The following is a 20,112-nucleotide window of genomic DNA, read 5'->3' on the forward strand; positions in this document are numbered from 1 at the left end:
CCGGGGTCAGAGGACCTTGGAGAGGAACTCCTTGGTGCGTTCCTGCTGCGGGTTGTTGAAGAGCTGCTCGGGCGTCCCTTCCTCACAGACGACGCCGTCGGCCATGAAGATCACCCGATCCCCCACTTCACGGGCGAAGCCCATCTCGTGGGTGACCAGAACCAGGGTCATCCCCGAATTGGCCAGATCCCGGATCACTTGCAGGACCTCACCCACCATTTCCGGGTCCAGGGCACTGGTGGCCTCGTCAAAGAGCATGATCCCCGGGTTCATGGCCAGCGCCCGGGCGATGGCCACACGCTGCTTCTGCCCGCCTGAGAGTGCGGCTGGCCGGGCATTGGCCTTCTCGGCCAACCCGACCCGGGTCAACAATTCCATCGCCTTCGCGCGTCCCTCTGCCTTGGACGCCTTCTTCAACTCAACCGGAGCCAGCATCACGTTCTCCGCCACGGTCATATGCGGGAAGAGGTTGAAGTGTTGAAACACCATGCCGATATGGCGGCGGACGTCGTTGATGTCCACCTTCGGGTCGGTGAGGTCGAACCCGTCAACCACCACCGTGCCCCCGGAGATGTCCTCGAGCTTGTTCAGGCACCGCAGGAACGTCGACTTGCCCGAGCCCGAAGGGCCGATCACGCAGACGACTTCCCCTTCAGCCACCTCGGCGTCGATCCCCTGCAGGACCTCGTTGGAACCGAACGATTTGCGCAGCCCACGCACCTCGATCATCAGCTTGCGGTCCGTGTCCGTTGTCGACGCACTCATTTGTTGAACCTCCTGTCAGCGAAGTTGGCCAGCTTCGTCAGCAGCATGACCGCGACGAAGTAAATGACGCCGACGATCAGCAGCGTCTCGGTGACGCGGAAGTTCGCCGCGTAGATTTGCTGGCCCTGGTACAGCAGTTCGGCGAAGCCGATGGCCAGCAGCAGGGACGAGTCCTTGAGCATGATGATCAGCTGGTTGATCAGCGATGGGGTCATCATCTTGAACGCCTGCGGAACAACGACCTTCTGCATGGACTTTCCGTAGCCCAGGCCCAGAGACCTGCTGGCCTCCATTTGGCCCGGGTCCACCGATTGGATGCCGCCGCGCACGATTTCCGCGACGTAGGCTCCCGAGTTCAGCGACAAGGTCAGGACGGCGGCGACCCAGATATTGATGGGTAGACCCGTCAATTGGGGGATGCCGAAGTAGAACATGAAGGCCCAGAGCAGCAGTGGGGTGCCGCGGAAGACGTTCACGAACGTGGTGGAGATCCCGCGCACGATGATGTTCCGCGCGATCTTCATGAATCCTGCGGCCAGGCCGATGATCATGGCGACCACGAAGGAGATCCCGGTGACGACCATCGTGTTCTTCAGACCTTTAAGCAGTGCCGGCAACGAACTTTCCAGCAGTTCCCAGAAGGTCGTGGGCTGGGCCGCCGTGGGATCCCCGAGGTACTCGTCGAGGATCTTGTCGTACTTCCCCGTCGGCCTTGAGTTTGGCTAGTCCGTCGTTGAAGGCAGCCAACAGGTCGGCGTTCTTTCCCTTGTTCACGGCGAAGCCATAAGAGCCGCCCGGCACCTTGTCGGTGACCGTTTTCAGCCCGTTGTTTTGGGCGATACCGTAGGCCAGCACGGGGTAGTCGTCGAACACGGCGACGGCGTTTCCGGACTTCACCAGTTCGTACATGCTCGCCGACTGGTCCAGTGATTTGACCTTGAAGCCGTATTTCTTGGCAATGGACTTGGCGTAGGTCTCGCCTTCGGCGCCGGTCTTCGCGGTGACGGTCTTGCCCTTGAGATCCTCATAGCCGGTGATGTCGTCATTGCTCTTGGCAACGGCCATCTGGACGCCGGATTCGAAGTAGGGCTCCGAGAAGTCGTAGACCTCCTTGCGCTCATCGGTGATGGACATGCCGGCAATGACGCCATCGACCTGGTTGGAGGTCAGCGCCTGCAGTGCGGCATTGAAGCCGAGCGAACGGATCTCGACCTTGAAGCCCTGGTCTTCGGCCACCGCGCGGACAATGTCCATATCGATGCCGGTCAGTTCGCCGTCGGCACCGCGGAATTCAAAGGGCGCGAACGTGGTGTCCGTGCCGATGACGAAGGTCTTGCCTTCGACGGCCGAATTACCGGAACCGGATGCCGACGTATCGGCTGCCGCTCCCGTCGCACCGAATAAAAGCGAGGCCACGGCCAGGAACGCCGCGACCACCAGCCCTGTTCGACGGCGCCCGGTGCGGGCCGTCCTGATGTGATGTCGCACGTTCTGTACCCCGTTCACTAATGGTGCGGCCCGTCTTCACGGGTCTTGGACTCACTTAGACAATAGGGCATGGTGACCCGACTCACAGGGAGTGTTCAGCGGCGCGTGTTATATCCAGCCCTGCATCCGACGACGGCTGCGGTCTGGCCGGGTCAGCTGGCGGGGTTCACGACCCGCGACGGAACATGAAAATCGGTTTGACGGACCAGTTTCATCCCACCGGGGCCACGGATGACTGCGGCTCCGGCGGCATCGAAGGCAAAAACGAAGTCCTCCCCGTACCCGCCGAAGCCGTTGGGGTCGCGCGTACGCAGGGTCCGGGCATCCACATACTCCAGTGGTTCGGTCAGCGCCGGGTCAGGGGATGCACCGAGGGACAGGCAATACAGCTTGCCACCGAGCTCGACGATGTCCTGGACGCCCCAGAGTCCCGCGAACCGCCCGGTGAACCGGTTCAGCTGTTCCACCGGGACATCGGCGTACGAGGACGGGATTTCTGCGGCTGCCAGGGATGCCAGTCCGATGAGCTGCTCACCCCAGGTCGTGGCTGGTCCGTCGATGGCGTTGGTCAGCACGCTGAGGGCCACACCTGTTTTCGGCAACCCCCAGCTGCGGCTGATATGTCCCGGGTAGCCGCCACTATGGCCGAAGGTTTCCTGCCCATGGACTTCTTGCAGGATCATCCCCAACCCGTAGTCCCTGCCGGGCACCCCCGATTGTTCGAGCGCGCGTTGCATACGGCGTTTGGAGTGTTTGGAAACCGGAGACCCTGCGGCCTGCTGCCCCGGGCGCTGCGGCAGATGGGCCGTGAGGAATCGAACGACGTCGCCGGCGGTGGAGTAGAAACCGGTCGCAGCACTCAGTGCCCCGGTATCCACATGGTCGATCGTGCATCGATGCTCGAGGGTATAGGGCTCACCCATCACGGCCAGCGCCCCGTAGCCGGTCGCCAGTTTGGTGGCCCCCTCATCCAGATCCGGCCCGGTATCGTGCAGCGCCAACGGATCAATCAGCTTCTCCCGGACGTACCCGCGGTAGTCCTGCCCGCTGGCGGCCTCGATGATCAGTCCCAGCAGGCCATAGCCGATGTTGGTGTATTTGAAGTGGGTGTGGCGTCCGATGACCCGACCGTTGGCGGCGGTTTCGAGGAGTACCCCTCGTCCGGGGAAGGGCCGGGACAGGACCCAGAAGTCCGAATCGGTGCCGTCGCGGGTCAACCCGGAGGAGTGGGAGAGCAGCTCCCCTACGGTGACCTTCCCCGTTTCCGTTCCGGCCAATTCGGGCAGGTGGTCGGCGACCGCGTCTTCAAGTGTCAGGGACCCTGCTTCGACCAGCTGAAGGATGGCGGTGGCCGTGAACATCTTCGAATGCGAGGCGATGCGGAACTGGTGGGCGTCCGTCATCTCGGTACCGGCGGCGACATCGGCGTAGCCGCCGGCGATGGTCCCGATGACCGTCCCGTCGACGGCGACGGCGACCTGGTAGCCGGGTTGCCGATCGAAGGAGCGCAGATGCTCCAGATAGCGAGGTGCGTAGGCGAGGACGGATTCCCAGGCGGCGAGCGCGGGATTGGTTTCGGCTGTCGGTTCTTCAGTGGCCATGGAACCATCCTGCCACCAGGGGTTTCTGCTGCCGTTCATCGTGTGGAAAGGTGCTGGTCTTCTGCCTGAGGTTGGCTCGTGGATATGGATTCCTTCCGGCCCGGCGCCTCGCGCCGTTCACTGCTCAAAGGCGCGGCTTCCGCTTCGACTTTTGCCGCCGCCTCGCTGATCGTTCCCCCCGCTTCCGCCATGAACCCTGCGTCAGCCATCGCTTTGTCGGCCCGACGCCTGACTCTGCCCTCCGGCATCTCCACCGGAGACGTCTCGACGAACTCTGCCGTCTTATGGTCCCGCGCCTCGGGGCCGGGCCGTCTGCACGCGGTGCTCCGCGCCGCCGGTCAGGATGGCGAGGCGCTCCGCGGACGCCATGCACGAACGTTCCACCTGTCGGGTTCGCAGGCCCGGGCGAGCACCGATTTCACCGCCAAGTTGCACGCGCGCAGGCTGCCCGCGGGCATGCGCTTCGCCGTCGAACTGTATTTCGAGGACGACCACGGCCGCCGCAGCGAAACCGGCCGCGGTTCCTTCACCACGGCCCCTGCACACGGCCACCGGCACGGCCATGACTCCTCATCGCAGAGCTTCGTCTGGACAGCGGACACCGCCGGGCAGGGCTACGGCATCAACGAGGACATCGGGGGAATGCGCGGTTACGCGGCCATGCACGCCACCGGACCCGATTTCTTCCTGCATTCGGGAGACACCATCTACGCGGATGGTCCCCTGGAAGCGGAGATGAAGGAGCCCGATGGCCGGATCTGGCGCAACGTCGTCACCGAGGAGGTCTCCAAGGTGGCCGAGACGCTGAACGAATACCGGGGTCGCCACCGCTACAACATGATGGATGAGAACCTGCGGGCCATGTATGCAGAGGTCCCGGTGGTAGCCCAGTGGGATGACCACGAGACGATGAACAACTGGTACCCCGGTGAAATCATTGATGATCCGCGTTATGCCGTTCGCCAGGTCGACACCCTGGCCGCACGCTCCCGGCGTGCCTGGCAGGAATACATGCCCATCGCCGATCGGCGGGCCCTGCGACCGGGAACGGGATTCGAACCCACCCGCATCTACCGTCACATCGAACGCGGACCCCACCTGGATCTGTTCGCCCTGGACATGCGCTCGCACAGGAGCCCGAACACCTCCGGGCTGGAATCGCAGGCAACCAGCATTCTTGGCGAGGAGCAGTTGCAGTGGCTCATCCGCTCGCTGCGCCGTTCCCCGGCCACGTGGAAGGTCATCGGCAACGACCTGCCACTGGGGCTGGTCGTCCTGGACGGCAAGGGCCAGGAATCGATCTCCAACGCCGATCACGGTGCCCCGCTGGGACGCGAACTCGAACTCGCCCGCCTGCTCTCGGCCATCAAAAGGCACCGCATCAGGAACGTCGTCTTCCTCACCGGCGACGTGCACTACTGCGCGGCCCACCACTACTCCCCCGAACGCGCGGCCTTCCGCGATTTCAACCCCTTCTGGGAGTTCGTCGCCGGGCCGATCAACGCGGGATCCTTCGGACCCAACGCCCTGGACCTGACCTTCGGCCCCCAGGTCGACTTCCAGCAGGCAGGACCTCCTCTGGGCTCACCGCGTTCGGGTGAACACCAGTACTTCGGGCACGTCAAGGTGGCCGGGGATGGCTCCGAGTTCACGGTCAAACTCATCAACGCCCTGGGCCAGGTCCAGTACTCCAGGACCCTGGTGCCCGAACGCTAGTCCGTGCATGGGTTCCCGGTACGACGCCGTATCGCTAGCCTCGGTACCATGTCACCTTCACAGCAGAAGCACCTGGCACTGGTCACCGGCGTCAGACGCCGCCGGTCGATCGCCTCCGGCATAGCGCTGGGCCTGGCCCGGGACGGCTGGGACCTGATCCTGAATCATTGGCAGCCCTACGACGAGCGCATCGACCTGGAACGCGGCGAGGACGATCCACATGCCATCGCCGATGCCTGCCGCGAGTACGGGGCGCAGGTCATTCTCGTGCCGGGCGATCTGGGCGAACCGGTGTTTCCTGGCCAGCTGATGGGCTCCGGCCCGGCGGGGCGCACGGTGGCTGGTCTGGTGCTGGCACACTGCGAATCGGTGGACAGTTCGATCCTGACCACCGATATCGAGAGCTGGGATCGGCATTTCGCGGTCAACGCCCGCGCCTCGTGGTTGCTGATCAAGGCCTTCGCCGAACAACTTCCCTCCACCGGGCTTTCCGAGGGAGGAGTCGGCGGCCGGATCGTCGCGTTGACGAGCGACCACACGGCGGGCAACCTGCCCTATGGTGCCAGCAAGGGCGCCCTGGACCGTCTGGTCATCGCCTCCGCCCTCGAGCTTGCCGAGCGGGGCGTCCGCTCCAATGTCATCAACCCCGGGCCCATCGACAACGGCTGGATGGATGAGGAACAACGGGCAGCCCTGGTGCGTGCGACACCCGGGGGCCGGCTCGGCACGGGCCGGGACACCGCCGAACTGGTGCGTTTCCTGTTCTCCGACGCGGGGTCCTGGATCACCGGCCAGTTGCTGCACAGCAACGGAGGGTTCCGGACGTCCTGAGCGTGGCGCCGGAATCCTAGAGCAGGCCCAGTGAGGTGACGGCCTCGCGCTCGGAGACCAGTTCGGCCACCGAGGCGTCGATGCGCTCCCGCGAGAACGCGTCGATCTCCAGCCCCTGGACAATCGAATACCCGCCGTCGGCAGTGGTGACGGGGAAGGACGAAACCAGCCCTTCGGGAACCCCATAGGAGCCATCCGAGGGCACTGCCATGCTCGTCCATCCGCTCTCACCGGTCTGCGTGCACCACAGGCGCAGATGTTCGATCGCGGCATTCGCCGCCGACGCCGCCGAGGAACCACCCCGGACGTCGATGACCTCGGCACCGCGGTTGGCCACCCGGGGAATGAATTCCTCCCGTGCCCAGGCCTGTTCCACCCTCTCGGTGGCCGGGCGGCCGTCGATCTCGGCGTGCGTGAGGTCCGGGTACTGCGACGCCGAGTGGTTTCCCCAAATGGCGATATTGCGGATGGTGTCGACGGGGGAGCCGGTTTTGGCGGCCAGCTGGGCGACTGCCCTGTTGTGGTCCAGACGCGTCATCGCGGTGAAGCGCTGCGCGGGGATGTCGGGGGCGTGGGCCGCGGTGATCAGCGCGTTGGTGTTCGCCGGATTGCCGACCACCACCACCCGCAGGTCATCGGCGGCGTGCTCGTTCAGGGCCTTGCCCTGGACCGAGAAGATGCCGCCGTTGGCGCTCAGCAGGTCGGCCCGTTCCATGCCGGGTCCCCGCGGGCGCGCACCCACCAGCAGCGCGAGGTTGGTCCCCTCGAATCCTCGGTTCGGATCATCGAAGACCTCGACGCCGGCGAGCAGCCCAAAGGCGCAGTCGGTGAGTTCCATGGCGGTGCCTTCTGCGGCACGGGTCGCCTGGGGGACCTCCAGGAGATGCAGCCTGACAGGAACATCGGGTCCCAGTAGCGCGCCGGAGGCGATACGGAAAAGGAGGGAGTATCCGATCTGTCCGGCGGCTCCGGTGACGGTGACGGTGACGGGCGGGATCTGGCTGGTGGTGTCCATTTCGTCAGTCTAGGCCGAAGCCAGACCCGGCGTGCCGCGCAGCCGGTCTCGGGAACCGCTGCCCGCTGGAGTCGATCTGGAGCGATCCCACCTTCACTGTTGTGCCGCATCAAAGGCTCGTTGGGTGAGATCGCTCAGCTGTCAGACGCTAGCGCCGGGTATTTCACTTTTCACAAGCCACCCCACGACGAACGAGCAGAGGCCCTCGACCTTGCGGGCAACACCCTCTACTTTTAGGCGATCTCCACGTATCCATCAGAAGATTTGTCCGTACGTGGACTCGTATCAGCTGTTGAGACAGTGGCAAGTGTTGTACTTGCTTGCCGGGTAGGGCCCGCGAGGCCGGGTCAGTTGTGAATCGCACCGGGTTTGACCGAGACGCCCAAAATCCGGTGCGATTCACCGTCGAGACCCGTTATACCTGCGAGACAGCAGAGGCCAGATTGCCCAGTGAGGACTCGAGGTCTTCCTGCGGGATGGCCGGAAAGCTAATCTGCTTCAAAACATCCTTATCCGTGACCGAGCTCCAGTCGTACGTGACCGAAACCTTGGTGGAATCCGGCCCCTGGGGTTCAAGTTCCCAAACCCATTGCCACCCTGGGGGCTGCTGTCCCTGCGGGGCGGTTTCCCAAGCCAAAAGCTTGTTTTCGTCGAAACCAACCACATGGTTGTCTGTCTTGTAATCCCCTCCCATTTTTTCCCAGTGCATGTTCATCGTAAACATCTGGCCCACCGCAGTGATGCGGTCGGACTTGTCATCGGACTGGACCAATCCCGAGCCATCAAGCTCGGCGTGCCTCTCCGGGTTGGAAAGGACACTGAAGAGGGTGTCCGCCGGGGCATCAATGGTCCTCGACGCTGTGATTTCCTTTTCCGACATGGTCTGCTCCATTCTTTTGCACGAAAACGATCGCTCGACCGCATCCCTGGAACTGGGAACGGACTCGACACACTACGCCCAACAACATCCTCGTCAACCGGAATCCGATGTGCCACAAGTGGTGTGCTTGAAAAATTGCTCATGAGCCATGACTCCTCGGGTGAGAGAAGCCACGGCCCCGGCCCGGAGGTGGCCGGGAAATGGTGAATACAGAACCCGTCTCCTGGGCACGATTCCACGATCTTGATGGCTTGTCTCCCACGTAGCGACGTGGAGCAGGGCGCATATCGGGGCTGACGTCTGAACAACACGCCGCTGGCGAACAGCGCGCGAGGCGCCAACGTCATGGCGTTGAATGGGACGCATGAGCGAATCCCCCATCGAAGCGCAGCCTCCCGTCGCTGCCAAGATCCCCGTCCAGCGCACTCACCACGGCGATACGTTCGTTGATGACTATGAGTGGTTGCGCGAGAAGGAGAATCCGAAGGTCATCGCCCACCTCGAGGCCGAGAACACCTATGCGGAGGCGGTGACCGCCGGGCAGCAGGAGCTGCGTGAGAAGATCTTCGCCGAGATCAAGGAGCGCACCGAGGAGACTGACCTCTCGGTTCCTGCCCGCAAAAATGGTTGGTGGTATTTCAGCCGGACCGCGGAGGGCCAGCAGTATGCGGTGCACTGCCGCGCCGCCGCCACCGACACCGGTGATCCTGTCGCCGACTGGACGCCGCCGGTCATCGAAGCCGGAAAACCGTTCGAGGGTGAGCAGATCCTGATCGACGGTAATGCCGAAGCCGAAGGCCAGCCTTTCTTTGCGCTGGGCGGTTTGGCCGTCGCCGAGGACGGGAACCTGCTCGCCTACGCCCAGGATAATGCCGGTGACGAACGCTTCACCCTGCGCATCAAAGACCTCTCCACCGGGGAACTACTTCCCGATGTCATCGAGAACGTTTTTTACGGGTTGGCTTTCTCCCCGGACGGCACCCGGGTCTACTACACGGTGGTCGATGATTCTTGGCGTCCGAACCAGGTCAAGGTTCACACCCTGGGCCAGGACCCCTCCCGCGACACCGTCGTGCTCCAGGAAGACGATCCGGGCATGTGGATGGGCTTCGACCTCTCCCCCGACCGCCAGGAACTGCTGATCTCCATCGGCAACTCCGAATATGCGGAGACCCATTCGCTGGATCTGGTCGATCCACTCGCCGCTCCCCGCCTGCTGCTGGGCCGCGAGGCACAGATCCTTCATGGCATGGACCCGGTGACCGTGGACGGCCAGCGTGCCTATCTCCTCACGCATAACCTCGACGCCGAGAACAACATGGTCTCCCTGGTCGCCGCCGACGAGTTCTCCAAACCGTTGGCCGATCAGCAGTGGGCCACGGTCTTCGCCCACCGCGACGATGTGAAGATCGAGGGCACCGCGGTCACCGCCTCTCATGCCATGGTCTCCGTCCGCCAGGACACCATTGAACGAATCCAGGTCCTTCCGCTGGCCGGGCTGGGCACCGAATCCCAGGCCTCCGTGACCGAACCGGACTTCGACGAGGAGCTGTACACCTGCTCTTTGGCCGGCGCCGAATACGATGCCCCGGTCATCCGTCTGGTCTACACCAGCTTCCTGGTCCCGCCGCGCATCTACGACTACACGCTGAACTCCGGGGAGCTGTCGCTGCGCAAGGAGACCCCGGTCAAGGGAGGGTACGATGCCGATGACTACGTGGCCGAACGAGAATGGGCCACCGCCGCCGATGGGACCCGGATCCCACTGTCGGTGATCCGCCGCCGGGAGGTTTCCAGGGATGGTTCCAACCCGGCACTGGTCTATGGCTACGGCAGCTATGAGATGAGCATGGACCCCGGTTTTTCGATTCCCCGGCTTTCACTGCTCGATCGTGGCGTCGTCTTTGTCATCGCGCATGTGCGCGGCGGTGGCGAGTTGGGTCGCCACTGGTACGACGACGGTAAGAAGCTGGCGAAAAAGAACTCCTTCACCGATTTCGTCACCGCCACCGAGCACGTGGTCGCCACCGGGTGGGCCCACCCGCGCCGCGTCGTGGCGATGGGCGGTTCGGCCGGAGGCCTGCTCATGGGCGCCATCGCCAACTTGGCACCGCAGTTGTACACCGCGATCGTGGCGCAGGTCCCGTTCGTCGATGCCCTGACCAGCATCCTGGATCCGGAGCTGCCGCTCTCGGCCTTGGAATGGGAGGAGTGGGGCAACCCGATCACCGACGCGGACGTCTACGCGTACATGAAGTCCTACACCCCGTACGAGAACATCGTCGCGGTGCAGTACCCGAAGATCGCCGCGGTCACGAGCCTGAACGACACCCGGGTGCTCTACGTCGAACCGGCGAAATGGGTACAGCGCCTGCGTGACATCAGCACCGGCAGCGAACCGATCGTGTTGAAGATCGAAATGGACGGTGGGCACGGCGGCGCCTCGGGTCGTTACGAGGCGTGGAAGGACCGGGCGTGGGATTACGCCTTCGCCCTCGACGCGCTCGGTGCCACCGAACGTATCTGAGCAGAACTCACCTGAGGTTTCGGGCAGGGCGGGATCCATGCGGATCCCGCCCTGCCCCGTGCGTTAACAAAGCCTCTCCCACGGTTCATGGCTTGACTTGAATCACATTTCAAGATTACCTAATGAACGTTCAGTAATTCGTGGATGGAGTCCCAGCATGACCGATACCGACGTCGATGCGGCGGCAGCGGAAACCTCCCCGCAGCACGCCGTGCTCACCAACGACCACGCCTCGGAATGGCTCGGGATCAAGGTGGTCCACGTCAGCGAGGGCGAGGCCACGATCACGATGACCCTGCGTCGTGAAATGCTCAACGGCTTCGGCATCGGCCACGGCGGAATGATCTTCGCCTTGGCTGACACGGCCTTCGCGATGGCGTGCAACCCCGCCGAGGGCTCCGCGGACACCGTCACCGTGGCCTCGGGCGTGGACATCAACTTCATGAAGCCGGGCCTCCCGGGCCGACTGCTCACCGCCGAGGCGACCCGCCGTCACCAGTCGGGGCGCAGCGGCCTGTACGACATCCAGATCCGCCAGAGCACGCCGGAGGGCGGCGAGGAGATCGTCGCCGAGTTCCGCGGTCGTTCGCGCACCGTCACCAAGCGCTAGATGCCCGCCGCCGGAACCACTCCTGCGACCTCACGCATCCTCCACCCCACCCAGCTATCACCAAAGGGCCAGCAATGACGCATACAGTCCCAGAAACCGAACTCCCCAACCCGCTCGATGCCGAAGAGACGATGAGCCGGGACCAGATCGAGTCCCTCCAGCTCACCCGGTTGCAGGAGACCGTGGCCTACGCCTATGACCGCGTCCCGCTCTATAAGGAGAAGTACGACGCCGCAGGGGTCCACCCCACGGATCTGAAGGAACTCTCCGACCTGGCCAAGTTCCCCTTCACCGACAAGGAGGACCTGCGCAAGACCTACCCGTTCGGGATGTTCGCCGTCCCGCAGCACGAGGTCGCGCGGATCCACGCCTCCTCGGGAACCACCGGGCGGGCCACCGTGGTCGGCTACACCCAGACCGATCTGGACGACTGGGCCAAGCTCGGCGCCCGCTGCCTGCGCCTCTCGGGGGTCAAACCGGGGTGGAAGGTCCATAATGCCTACGGCTACGGGTTGTTCACCGGCGGACTCGGCGCCCACGCGGCGGCCGAACGGCTGGGCACCACGGTGATCCCGATGTCCGGCGGCCAGACCGAGAAGCAGATCACGCTGATCAACGACTTCGCCCCCGAAGCCATCCTGTGCACCCCCACCTATCTGCTGACCATCGGTGACGCCATGCAGCGCAAGGGCATCGATCCGCGGTCCACCTCGCTGAAGGTCGCCGTCCTCGGCGCCGAGCCATGGACCGAGGAGATGCGCCATGAGCTCGAGGTCATGTTCGATATCGATGCCTGCGACATCTACGGCCTCTCCGAGGTCATGGGCCCGGGGATGGCCGGCGAATCAGGTGAGACCAAGGACGGCAGCCACATCTGGGAGGACCATTTCCGTCCGGAGATCATCGATGCCTTCGACCCGTCCCAGGTCCTGCGCGACGGCGAACACGGCGAGCTGGTCTTCACGTCCCTGACGAAGCAGGCGCTGCCGATCATCCGCTACCGCACCCATGACCTGACCCGCCTGTTGCCGGGCACCGCGCGTCCCGGGCACCGTCGCATGGGCCGGATCACCGGGCGCAGTGATGACATGATCATCCTGCGCGGGGTGAACCTCTTCCCCAGCCAGATCGAGGAGATCGCGTTGAAGGTCGGTGGACTCTCACCCCACTTCCAGCTCGAAATCACCCGTCCGGGCCGGATGGACGAGCTCGCCGTGAAGATCGAACGCCGGGTGGACTGCACCTCGGACCGGGCCATCGAGGCCAGCCGCGAACTGCAGAAGCTCATCAAGATCCATGTCGGCTCCAGTTGCCGCGTCGACGTGGTGGACCCCGAGTCCCTGCCACGTTCGGTCGGCAAGCTGCGGCGCATCTACGACCTGCGCAACAAGTAGGATCGTCGGCATGCCCACCACCGCCAGCAGACCCTCCGGGGCCAAACGCGGCCGCCCCGGCCACGACCAGGACTCCGTCTTGTCCATCGCCGTCCAGGTCTTCAACAGATACGGCTACGATGCGACGTCCATGGGGACGCTGGCGGACCATCTGGGCATCAGCAAATCGGCGATCTACCACCATGTCCCCTCCAAGGGAGACTTGTTGGACCGGGCCCTGGACGAGGCCCTGGTGCCGCTGGAGGCCCTGGATCAGGATCCCCGCGCCTCCAACGGCACCGCCGGGCAGCGTCTCGAGTTCATCCTGCGTTCGACCATCAGGGTGCTGATCGAACGCCAGTCCTATGTGACCCTGCTGCTGCGACTGCGCGGGAACACCGAGATCGAACGTCTGGCGCTGGAACGCCGGCGTGCCGTGGACCGGCGTCTGGCCCGGTTGGTGATCGATGCCCAGCAGGAGGGCACGCTACGTCAGGACATCGACCCGCGCACCACCACGCGCCTGTTGTTCGGGACGATCAACTCGCTCGTGGAGTGGTACCGCACCGATGGCCCTTCGACTCCCGAGCAGGTCGAGGACAACGCAATCGCGATGATGCTCGACGGCCTTCGCCCCTGATTCCTGCCCTCGCCCGGCCCCGGATCGCTCCCGGCGTGGATTCGAATGCGGCCACGTTCCGGCGGTACCATCGTGGGGTTCCCTCCGTGTGGCTCCCCGCCCACGCCTGCTCCCATCCGTTCGATAGGCATTCTTCGTGGACCAGCTCTTCCAGACCCTCTTCAACCAGACCGCTGGCACCGCCGAGGCAACGATCCTCGCGCTCGACGCGCTGGGTGTGCTGCTGACCGGGATCGCCTTGCTGTTGCTGGCCCGCCGCAACGACCTCGGCTGGTGGTTCCAGATCATCGCCGTGTTCGCCGGTCCGATGGTCATCGCCCTGCAATTCGGTTACGACGGCTTCTTCAAGGCCGTCCCCTATCTGCTGGTCCCGATCTACGGTCTATGGCGTTTCAGCAAGTACCGCCTGCAGGGGAAGTTCGGCCGAGCCGTCGAGGTCAGGTCGTTCACGGCCTCCTCCCTGGTCTGGGGTTTCGTCATCACCCTGCTCATCGCCTTCGCCTCGGCCCTTCCCACGATCTTCAGCGGGCAGATCCTGGGCAGCATCCAAATCAGTTTCTGGTTGACCCTGGTCTTTTCTGCCTTGGTTCCCGCCGGCCTGGTGGGGGTGGCCAACGGCTTCCGGTGGGCCTGGCTCGTGGTGGCGGCATCGGCCGTCGCCCAGGTGGCCGTCTACTTCGGCAACCAGCCGGCCTTCGCCACGCTCGGGGTGCTTGTCCTGCAGTTCGGTGCCTCGCTCTTCGGCTGGTGGGCCTGGCGTCAACTCCCGGCCGAGGCCGTCCAGGACGACACCGTGGAATACCCGCCGAGCCCCTACCAGGAGGCCTGACAGCAGTCGGTTCCCGTCGCCACCGCGGCGTAGTAGCCTGTCGATCCATGGCCACCGACGAAGAAATCATGAACCATCATGATGAGGAACCGGATCCCGGCGTGTGGGTCACCGGCCCTCCCGTTCCACGTCCCATCGTCATCGCGGAGCCTGATCCCCTGTGGCCCGCCACCTTTGAACTCATAGCCGCACGTCTCCGCGCGGCGCTTGGCCCCACGGCCCTGGCGGTGGAGCATGTCGGGTCCACCGCGGTTTCCGGGCTGCCGGCCAAACCGGTCATCGACATCGATGTCACCGTCGCCGATCCTGCCGACGAATCCTCCTACCGCGAGGCGTTGGAGGGTGCGGGGTTCACCCTGGTCGTCCGCGAGCCGGACTGGCATGGGCACCGGTGCTTTCGGCTCGAGACCCCGGAGGCCAACGTGCACGTCTTCGGCCCCGACTGCCCCGAAACGATCCGCCACAGGCTCTTTCGCGACTGGTTGCGCGTCCACCCCGGGGACCGGGATCTGTATGTCGAGGCCAAACGCTCCGCGGCGGCGGCAACCATGGCCGCCGGCGGCGTCGTCATGGACTACAACCGCCGCAAGGAAGACACCATCCGGGCCATCTCCGACCGGATCTTCGCCACCTCGGGACTGCAGGCCACGGACGGTTGAACCCCTTTCCCCTGGCCGGCGGGCCTCACCCCGGCAGGATGTCCAGGGGGACGGTCTCAGGGGACGGGTCCGTGGCCAGCCGGGCCCAGAGCGCGGTATCAAAACGCTCCCAGGCCCCGCCGTCGTCCTGGTAGCGCAGCTTCTGGCGTTCGACGCCCTCCCGGATGAATCCCGCAGCCGCGGCGACGGCGCCGGAGGCCGGGTTGTTCAGCCGGTGCCCCAACTCCAGCCGATACAGGCCCCACGTCCTGAAACACGTGCCGGCGAGTGCCGCCACCGCGGCGGAGGCCAGCCTCTGGCCACGGGCCGAGGGCTCGACCCAATAGGACACCCAACCGGTCTGGTGCCGCCATTCCATCCCGGACACCATGACGTGTCCGACGGCCACGCCGTCCACGTCGATGGCCAGTGCCTGCAACGTGACCGGATCCGGCCCCTGGTCCTGGGCCTCCTCGGCGGTCGGTTCCCGGACCTCGGCGCGCGGGACCATGACGTCCAGCCAGGTCCGGGCCCCAGCGGCATCGGTGATGGGCCGCGCCGACTGTCCGGCCATGTCGGGTGCGGCGTGGGCCCGGATCACCGAGGCGATGTCACGGTCGCTGAAAGTCCAGGGGCGCAGGACGGCCACCCGGCCCGTGACGGTGTGGGAACTCTGGGTCATGCTCCCCATCCTACGGACGGACAGCCGCCGCCGGGACCCCTGTTTCATGACGATGCCATGTCGGTGTTTCTGGGACCAGAAGCTACTGTCCGGTAACTTAGCTGTCGGCACGCACGGACGCTTCGGCTCCTTCCCGGAGCCCGTGTCCCCAGTGACGGTTCATTCAACGGCGAAAAAGGTCACCCATGACAACCACCCCGCACGCATCCACCGCAGCCGATCCCACCCCGGCCCGGGGGTCGGCTGCAACCGGCACCACGACCGCCGGCCATCTGATCGTTGAGACCCTGGTCGCCCACGGAGTGGAGCGGGCCTACCTCGTCCCCGGCGAAAGCTACCTCGATGTCCTGGACGGGTTGCACGACTCCCCCATCGACACGGTGGTCTGCCGCCACGAAGGCGGGGCCGCCTACATGGCCGAGGCCGACGGCAAGATGAACCCGCGGCCGGGCATCGCGATGGTCACCCGTGGCCCCGGGGCGGCCAATGCCCACGTGGGCCTGCATACCGCCTGGCAGGATTCCACCCCGATGGTCCTCTTCGTCGGGCTCATCCCCTTCGAGCACCGGGAAAAGGAGGCCTTCCAGGAATTCGATCCCAAGGCCTGGTTCGGTACCGGCGCCAAACGCGTTATGATCCTCGACCACGCGGAACGCGCCTCGGAGGTCGTCGCCGAGGCGATGTTCGCCGCCATGTCCGGGCGCCCGGGGCCGGTGGTCGTCGGCCTGCCCGAGGACATCATCACCCGTCCCGTCCCCGCGGAACTGCACCCGCGGATCCCGGTCGCCTCCGGAGGCATGACCGTCACCGATTGGAAGGCACTGAACGGGGCCCTGAACGAGTCCGAGAAACCATTATTCGTTTTCGGAGGCAACGACTGGACGGCCGAGGGCGCCCGGGAATTCACCACCTGGCTCGAAGAGCACGACCTTCCGGCTGCCGCGGAATGGCGCTGCGAAGGTACCGTCCCCTTCACGTCGCCCTCGTATGTGGGGCCCATCGGTTACGGACGCCCCAAACCCACCTACGACCTGCTCGAGGAGACCGACCTGCTCATCTTCGTGGGCACCGTCCCCGGCGACGTCATCACCGATGGCTTCGCGGTCCGGCAGAACTGGGAGAAGAAGAACTTCCTGGTGACCATCGATCCGTCCCTGCGCGGGCGTTCGGGCCCGGTATCGCATCAGATCGTGGCCAAACCCGATGTCTTCATTCGTGACCTGGTCCGCATGGAACTGCCCGTGAAGGATTCCTGGCGTGAATGGACCACCCGGATGCGCGCCGAACAAGAGAAGTTCGCCGCCTTACCCGAGAACGGCCCCGGGGACGGACCGGCCCGGATGTCCACCCTGATGGCCCAACTGGTTCCCACGCTGCCCCGTGACGCCATGGTCACCTTCGGCGCCGGGGAACACACCAACTGGGCACACCGCTACTTCCCCACCAACGGCTATGCCTCCATGATCAGCGCCCGCAACGGGTCGATGGGCTATTCCATCCCTTCGGCCGTCGCCGCCTCCCTCGCCCACCCCGGCCGTCGCGTGGTGAGCATCGCCGGGGACGGGGAGTTCCTCATGAACGGCCAGGAACTGGCCACCGCCGCGCAATACGGGGCGACACCACTGGTGATCGTGATGGACAACCAGGAATACGGCACGATCCGCACCCACCAGGAGCGGGAGCATCCGCACCGGGTGTCCGGCACCCAGCTGAAGAACCCCGACTTCGCCCTGATGGCCACCGCCTTCGGCGGATTCGGCATCCGCGTCCAGGACGACGACGAGATCCCCGCGGCGCTTCAGGCGGCACTGGCCGCGATCGACGACGAGGGACGCTTCGCCCTGATCCATCTCATCGTCGAGCAACGCGTCAAGGCATACTAGGAAGCCTCTCATCTGCGGCTCATCCGAAGGAGGAACACTAGGGGCATGAGACGGTTCGTGAATCTGACCGCCGCCATCGTGATTCTGCTGGCGATGGTGGTCGGCGCCTTTGCTGCTGCCCGGGCGCTGACCACCCCGCACGATCAGGATGTGGGCCCCGGCCTCGTCGTCGACAACGGAACGCTGCCGGCACTGCCGGGGAACCTGAACGCCCCCGGCTCCGGCGACAAGGCCTCCTATAGTCCGCCGATCAACGCGACCGAATGGCCCGTATCGTCGCCGGCTTCCTCCCCGCCCGCCGACTCCTCCTCCGCGGAGGCGAGTCCCTCCAGCGCACCGGCAGCCCCGGCGAAGACGCGCGTCCCGCCCCAGACCAAGGCCCCCGTCGCGCCGCTTCCCCCGTCCCCCGCGGACGACGATGACGACGATGATGACGATGATGACGATGATGACGATGACGACGAGGATGATGACGATGAGGAGGATTAGCCCGGCCCGTGGGGGCTGGTCGGTCAGATCCCGCGTCCTCATCGGGATGATCGCCATCGTGACCATCACCCTGGTGGTCGCCGGGGCAACGATCTATCTGCTGCAACGGTCGGCCCTGAACGACCGGATCGATGATTCCCTGCGCCGGACCGTCGGTGAGTTCCAGGTCCTCGCGGCCCAGGGCCTGGATACCGAAACCGGCAAGGCCTTCACCGAGGCGAACGACCTGCTCTACATCGCCATGCAACGGACGTTGCCGGCCCGCACCGAGGGCATGGTCAGCTTCAGCCAGGGGAACCTGCAATGGACGGCCCCCGAAACGGTCGACCTCCGGTTGGAGAACGACGAGGAATTCGTGGACTGGGCGGCGACCACCGGCCCACCGCACCGGATCGCCCTCAGCTCAGTCACGACCTCCACCACCACCTACCGGGCCGTGATCGTCCCGGTCCAGCTGGCCGCCGACCAGGAACCGGCCCGACTCGTGCTGGCCTACGACTACGGCGCCGAGGTCAGGGCCCTGGATCGCGGCTTCGAATTCTTCATCGCCGTCGGTGCCGGCGTCACGGTCCTGGCGGGCATCGCCAGCTGGCTGATGGTCGGACGGATGCTCCTACCGGTCAGGCTCCTGCGTGAGACCGCCGTGCAGATCTCGGAAAACGATCTCTCCCAACGCATCGATACCGTGGGGAACGACGAGTTCGCCGATCTGACCCTCACCATCAACGCCATGCTCGATCGGCTCGAAACCGCACTGACCTCCCAACGGCAACTACTCAACGACGTCGGGCACGAGTTGCGCACCCCGGTGACGATCATCCGGGGCCATCTGGAACTGATGGACGACCACGACCCCCAGGACGTCATGCAGTCCCGGGACATCGCGGTGGATGAACTCGACCGCATGTCACTGCTCATCGACGACCTGGTCACGCTGGCGAAATCGGATGGCCCCGATTTCGTGGTTCCCCGGCCCGTGGAACTGGGTCCCTGGCTCGATGAGCTCCTGGACAAGGCCCGCGGCCTCGGTGACCGGAACTGGCAGGTGGACCAGCGCGCCGACGTGTCCGTCGCCGTGGACCCCCGGCGCTTGACCCAGGCCGTGCTGCAGCTGGCAGCCAACGCCGTGAAGTTCAGTGGCACCGGGACGGCGATCGGCCTCGGCTCGGCCATCATCCGCGACGGCGGTCCCGTCGGCGGACCCGGGACCGACCGGCTGCGGCTGTGGGTTCGCGACCAGGGAACGGGGATCGAGCCCACCGACCAGCAGCGGATCTTCGAGAGGTTCGGCCGGGGCCGCAACAGCACCCGGAGCTTCGGCTCGGGGCTCGGCCTGAACATCGTTTCGGCCATTGCCGCCGCCCACGGGGGTATTGTCGAAGTGGACTCCGCCCCGGGGCGCGGTTCGATCTTCACCCTCACACTTCCCGTCCAAGAGGAGAACACCGGACATGAGCCGGATCCTGATCATCGAAGATGAGCAGCGCATTTCATCCTTCGTCGCCAAGGGCCTGAAGGCGGCGGGCTTGCAACCCAGCGTCGCCGATACCGGCGAAGCAGGTCTGCGGTTGGCCACCGACGGGGAATTCGAGGCCATCATCCTGGATCTTGGTCTGCCCGATCTCGACGGATACGAGGTCCTCAAACGCCTGCGGGCCTTCGGGTTGCAGACCCCGGTGATCATCCTCACCGCCCGCAGCAGCATCGACGACACGGTGACCGGCCTGCAAAGCGGAGCGGACGACTACATGGCCAAGCCCTTCCATTTCGAGGAATTGCTGGCCCGGCTGCGGTTGCGTTTGAAACCCGAAAACAGCACCTCGGATCCCGCCCTGCTGAGCAATGGCGACCTGGAGATGGATTGCCGGGGCCGCCGGGCCCTGCTCCAGGGCCGGGAAGTCGACCTGTCGGCCCGCGAGTTCGCCTTGGCCGAGACGTTCCTGCGCAACCCGGGCCAGGTCCTCAGCCGGGAACAGCTGCTCTCCCGGGTCTGGGGCTACGACTTCGATCCGGGATCGAACATCGTGGACGTCTACGTGAGGTATCTGCGCAATAAGCTCGGCGCCGAACGCTTCGAGACCGTCAGGGGGATGGGATACCGGATGGTGGATCTGGGATGAGCTGCCAGCGGCACTCGCCGCCGGC

The 20,112-nt window shown here is 65.1% G+C and carries 19 protein-coding genes; 12 read left to right on the forward strand and 7 right to left on the reverse strand.

What is annotated here, in order from left to right; translation table 11 throughout:
- Positions 1 to 6 precede the first annotated feature (6 nt).
- The 4 genes from AC3ZI9_RS13150 to AC3ZI9_RS13165 all read right to left on the reverse strand — a co-directional run bounded on the left by AC3ZI9_RS13150 (position 7) and on the right by AC3ZI9_RS13165 (position 3,854).
- Positions 7 to 765, reverse strand: a complete 759-nt coding sequence (locus tag AC3ZI9_RS13150) for an amino acid ABC transporter ATP-binding protein (protein ID WP_443411353.1) — start codon at positions 763 to 765, stop codon at positions 7 to 9.
- Positions 762 to 1,382, reverse strand: a complete 621-nt coding sequence (locus tag AC3ZI9_RS13155; protein ID WP_489923676.1) for an amino acid ABC transporter permease — start codon at positions 1,380 to 1,382, stop codon at positions 762 to 764. Before AC3ZI9_RS13155 ends, AC3ZI9_RS13150 begins: the two co-directional genes overlap by 4 nt.
- Complete coding sequence (locus tag AC3ZI9_RS13160) at positions 1,366 to 2,253, reverse strand: transporter substrate-binding domain-containing protein (protein ID WP_489923677.1); 888 nt, start codon at positions 2,251 to 2,253, stop codon at positions 1,366 to 1,368. The genes AC3ZI9_RS13155 and AC3ZI9_RS13160 overlap by 17 nt, the downstream gene beginning before the upstream one ends.
- Before the next feature lie 152 nt (positions 2,254 to 2,405).
- Complete coding sequence (locus tag AC3ZI9_RS13165; RefSeq protein ID WP_489923678.1) at positions 2,406 to 3,854, reverse strand: serine hydrolase domain-containing protein; 1,449 nt, start codon at positions 3,852 to 3,854, stop codon at positions 2,406 to 2,408.
- An 84-nt stretch (positions 3,855 to 3,938) separates the two neighbouring features.
- Between AC3ZI9_RS13165 and AC3ZI9_RS13170 the strand changes: the two genes are divergently transcribed.
- Together AC3ZI9_RS13170 and AC3ZI9_RS13175 are read left to right on the forward strand one after the other, a co-directional pair.
- The gene (locus AC3ZI9_RS13170) at positions 3,939 to 5,570 is read left to right on the forward strand and encodes an alkaline phosphatase D family protein (RefSeq protein ID WP_086997972.1); all 1,632 of its coding nucleotides are present in this window, start codon (positions 3,939 to 3,941) and stop codon (positions 5,568 to 5,570) included.
- A gap of 48 nt (positions 5,571 to 5,618) precedes the next feature.
- Complete coding sequence (locus tag AC3ZI9_RS13175; protein WP_489923679.1) at positions 5,619 to 6,401, forward strand: SDR family oxidoreductase; 783 nt, start codon at positions 5,619 to 5,621, stop codon at positions 6,399 to 6,401.
- 16 nt (positions 6,402 to 6,417) lie between these two features.
- On the opposite strand, the gene AC3ZI9_RS13180 is transcribed toward AC3ZI9_RS13175, so the two are convergent.
- Positions 6,418 to 7,416, reverse strand: a complete 999-nt coding sequence (locus AC3ZI9_RS13180) for a malate dehydrogenase (RefSeq protein WP_443413545.1) — start codon at positions 7,414 to 7,416, stop codon at positions 6,418 to 6,420.
- Positions 7,417 to 7,831: 415 nt separating this feature from the next.
- Positions 7,832 to 8,296 (reverse strand): SRPBCC family protein, encoded by a 465-nt coding sequence (locus AC3ZI9_RS13185; RefSeq protein WP_441379774.1) that lies wholly within the window; start codon positions 8,294 to 8,296, stop codon positions 7,832 to 7,834.
- A 355-nt stretch (positions 8,297 to 8,651) separates the two neighbouring features.
- On the opposite strand from AC3ZI9_RS13185, the gene AC3ZI9_RS13190 reads away from it, so the two are divergent.
- The 6 genes from AC3ZI9_RS13190 (at position 8,652) to AC3ZI9_RS13215 (ending at position 14,934) form a co-directional block, all read left to right on the forward strand.
- A complete protein-coding gene (locus AC3ZI9_RS13190; RefSeq protein ID WP_489923680.1) occupies positions 8,652 to 10,823 on the forward strand; it encodes a S9 family peptidase in 2,172 nt (723 codons plus the stop codon).
- Between the two features lie 157 nt (positions 10,824 to 10,980).
- Entirely contained in the window at positions 10,981 to 11,433 is a 453-nt protein-coding gene (gene paaI, locus AC3ZI9_RS13195) for a hydroxyphenylacetyl-CoA thioesterase PaaI (RefSeq protein WP_443382454.1), read from the forward strand.
- Positions 11,434 to 11,507: 74 nt separating this feature from the next.
- Entirely contained in the window at positions 11,508 to 12,827 is a 1,320-nt protein-coding gene (locus tag AC3ZI9_RS13200; protein ID WP_443382452.1) for an AMP-binding protein, read from the forward strand.
- Positions 12,828 to 12,837: 10 nt separating this feature from the next.
- Entirely contained in the window at positions 12,838 to 13,446 is a 609-nt protein-coding gene (locus tag AC3ZI9_RS13205) for a TetR/AcrR family transcriptional regulator (RefSeq protein WP_443382450.1), read from the forward strand.
- 136 nt (positions 13,447 to 13,582) lie between these two features.
- On the forward strand, positions 13,583 to 14,275 hold the full coding sequence (locus AC3ZI9_RS13210) for a nicotinamide mononucleotide transporter (RefSeq protein WP_443382448.1): 693 nt from the start codon (positions 13,583 to 13,585) through the stop codon (positions 14,273 to 14,275).
- A gap of 47 nt (positions 14,276 to 14,322) precedes the next feature.
- Entirely contained in the window at positions 14,323 to 14,934 is a 612-nt protein-coding gene (locus tag AC3ZI9_RS13215) for a GrpB family protein (protein WP_443382446.1), read from the forward strand.
- A 25-nt stretch (positions 14,935 to 14,959) separates the two neighbouring features.
- On the opposite strand, the gene AC3ZI9_RS13220 is transcribed toward AC3ZI9_RS13215, so the two are convergent.
- Positions 14,960 to 15,595 carry a GNAT family N-acetyltransferase gene (locus AC3ZI9_RS13220; RefSeq protein ID WP_443382444.1) on the reverse strand — a complete coding sequence of 212 codons (636 nt, stop codon included), beginning with the start codon at positions 15,593 to 15,595 and terminating at the stop codon, positions 14,960 to 14,962.
- Between the two features lie 185 nt (positions 15,596 to 15,780).
- On the opposite strand from AC3ZI9_RS13220, the gene AC3ZI9_RS13225 reads away from it, so the two are divergent.
- From AC3ZI9_RS13225 to AC3ZI9_RS13240, 4 genes are read left to right on the forward strand one after another with little or no spacing between them, the layout of a single operon-like run.
- Positions 15,781 to 17,478, forward strand: coding sequence for a thiamine pyrophosphate-dependent enzyme (locus tag AC3ZI9_RS13225; RefSeq protein WP_443382442.1), 1,698 nt, complete (start codon positions 15,781 to 15,783; stop codon positions 17,476 to 17,478).
- Positions 17,479 to 17,523: 45 nt separating this feature from the next.
- Positions 17,524 to 17,967, forward strand: a complete 444-nt coding sequence (locus tag AC3ZI9_RS13230) for a hypothetical protein (RefSeq protein WP_444561085.1) — start codon at positions 17,524 to 17,526, stop codon at positions 17,965 to 17,967.
- Positions 17,954 to 19,447 (forward strand): sensor histidine kinase, encoded by a 1,494-nt coding sequence (locus tag AC3ZI9_RS13235; RefSeq protein ID WP_443382438.1) that lies wholly within the window; start codon positions 17,954 to 17,956, stop codon positions 19,445 to 19,447. The genes AC3ZI9_RS13230 and AC3ZI9_RS13235 overlap by 14 nt, the downstream gene beginning before the upstream one ends.
- Complete coding sequence (locus tag AC3ZI9_RS13240; RefSeq protein WP_443382436.1) at positions 19,419 to 20,087, forward strand: response regulator transcription factor; 669 nt, start codon at positions 19,419 to 19,421, stop codon at positions 20,085 to 20,087. The genes AC3ZI9_RS13235 and AC3ZI9_RS13240 overlap by 29 nt, the downstream gene beginning before the upstream one ends.
- Positions 20,088 to 20,112 lie beyond the last annotated feature (25 nt).

It is taken from the genome of Arthrobacter sp. AOP36-F1-5, assembly GCF_058137995.1.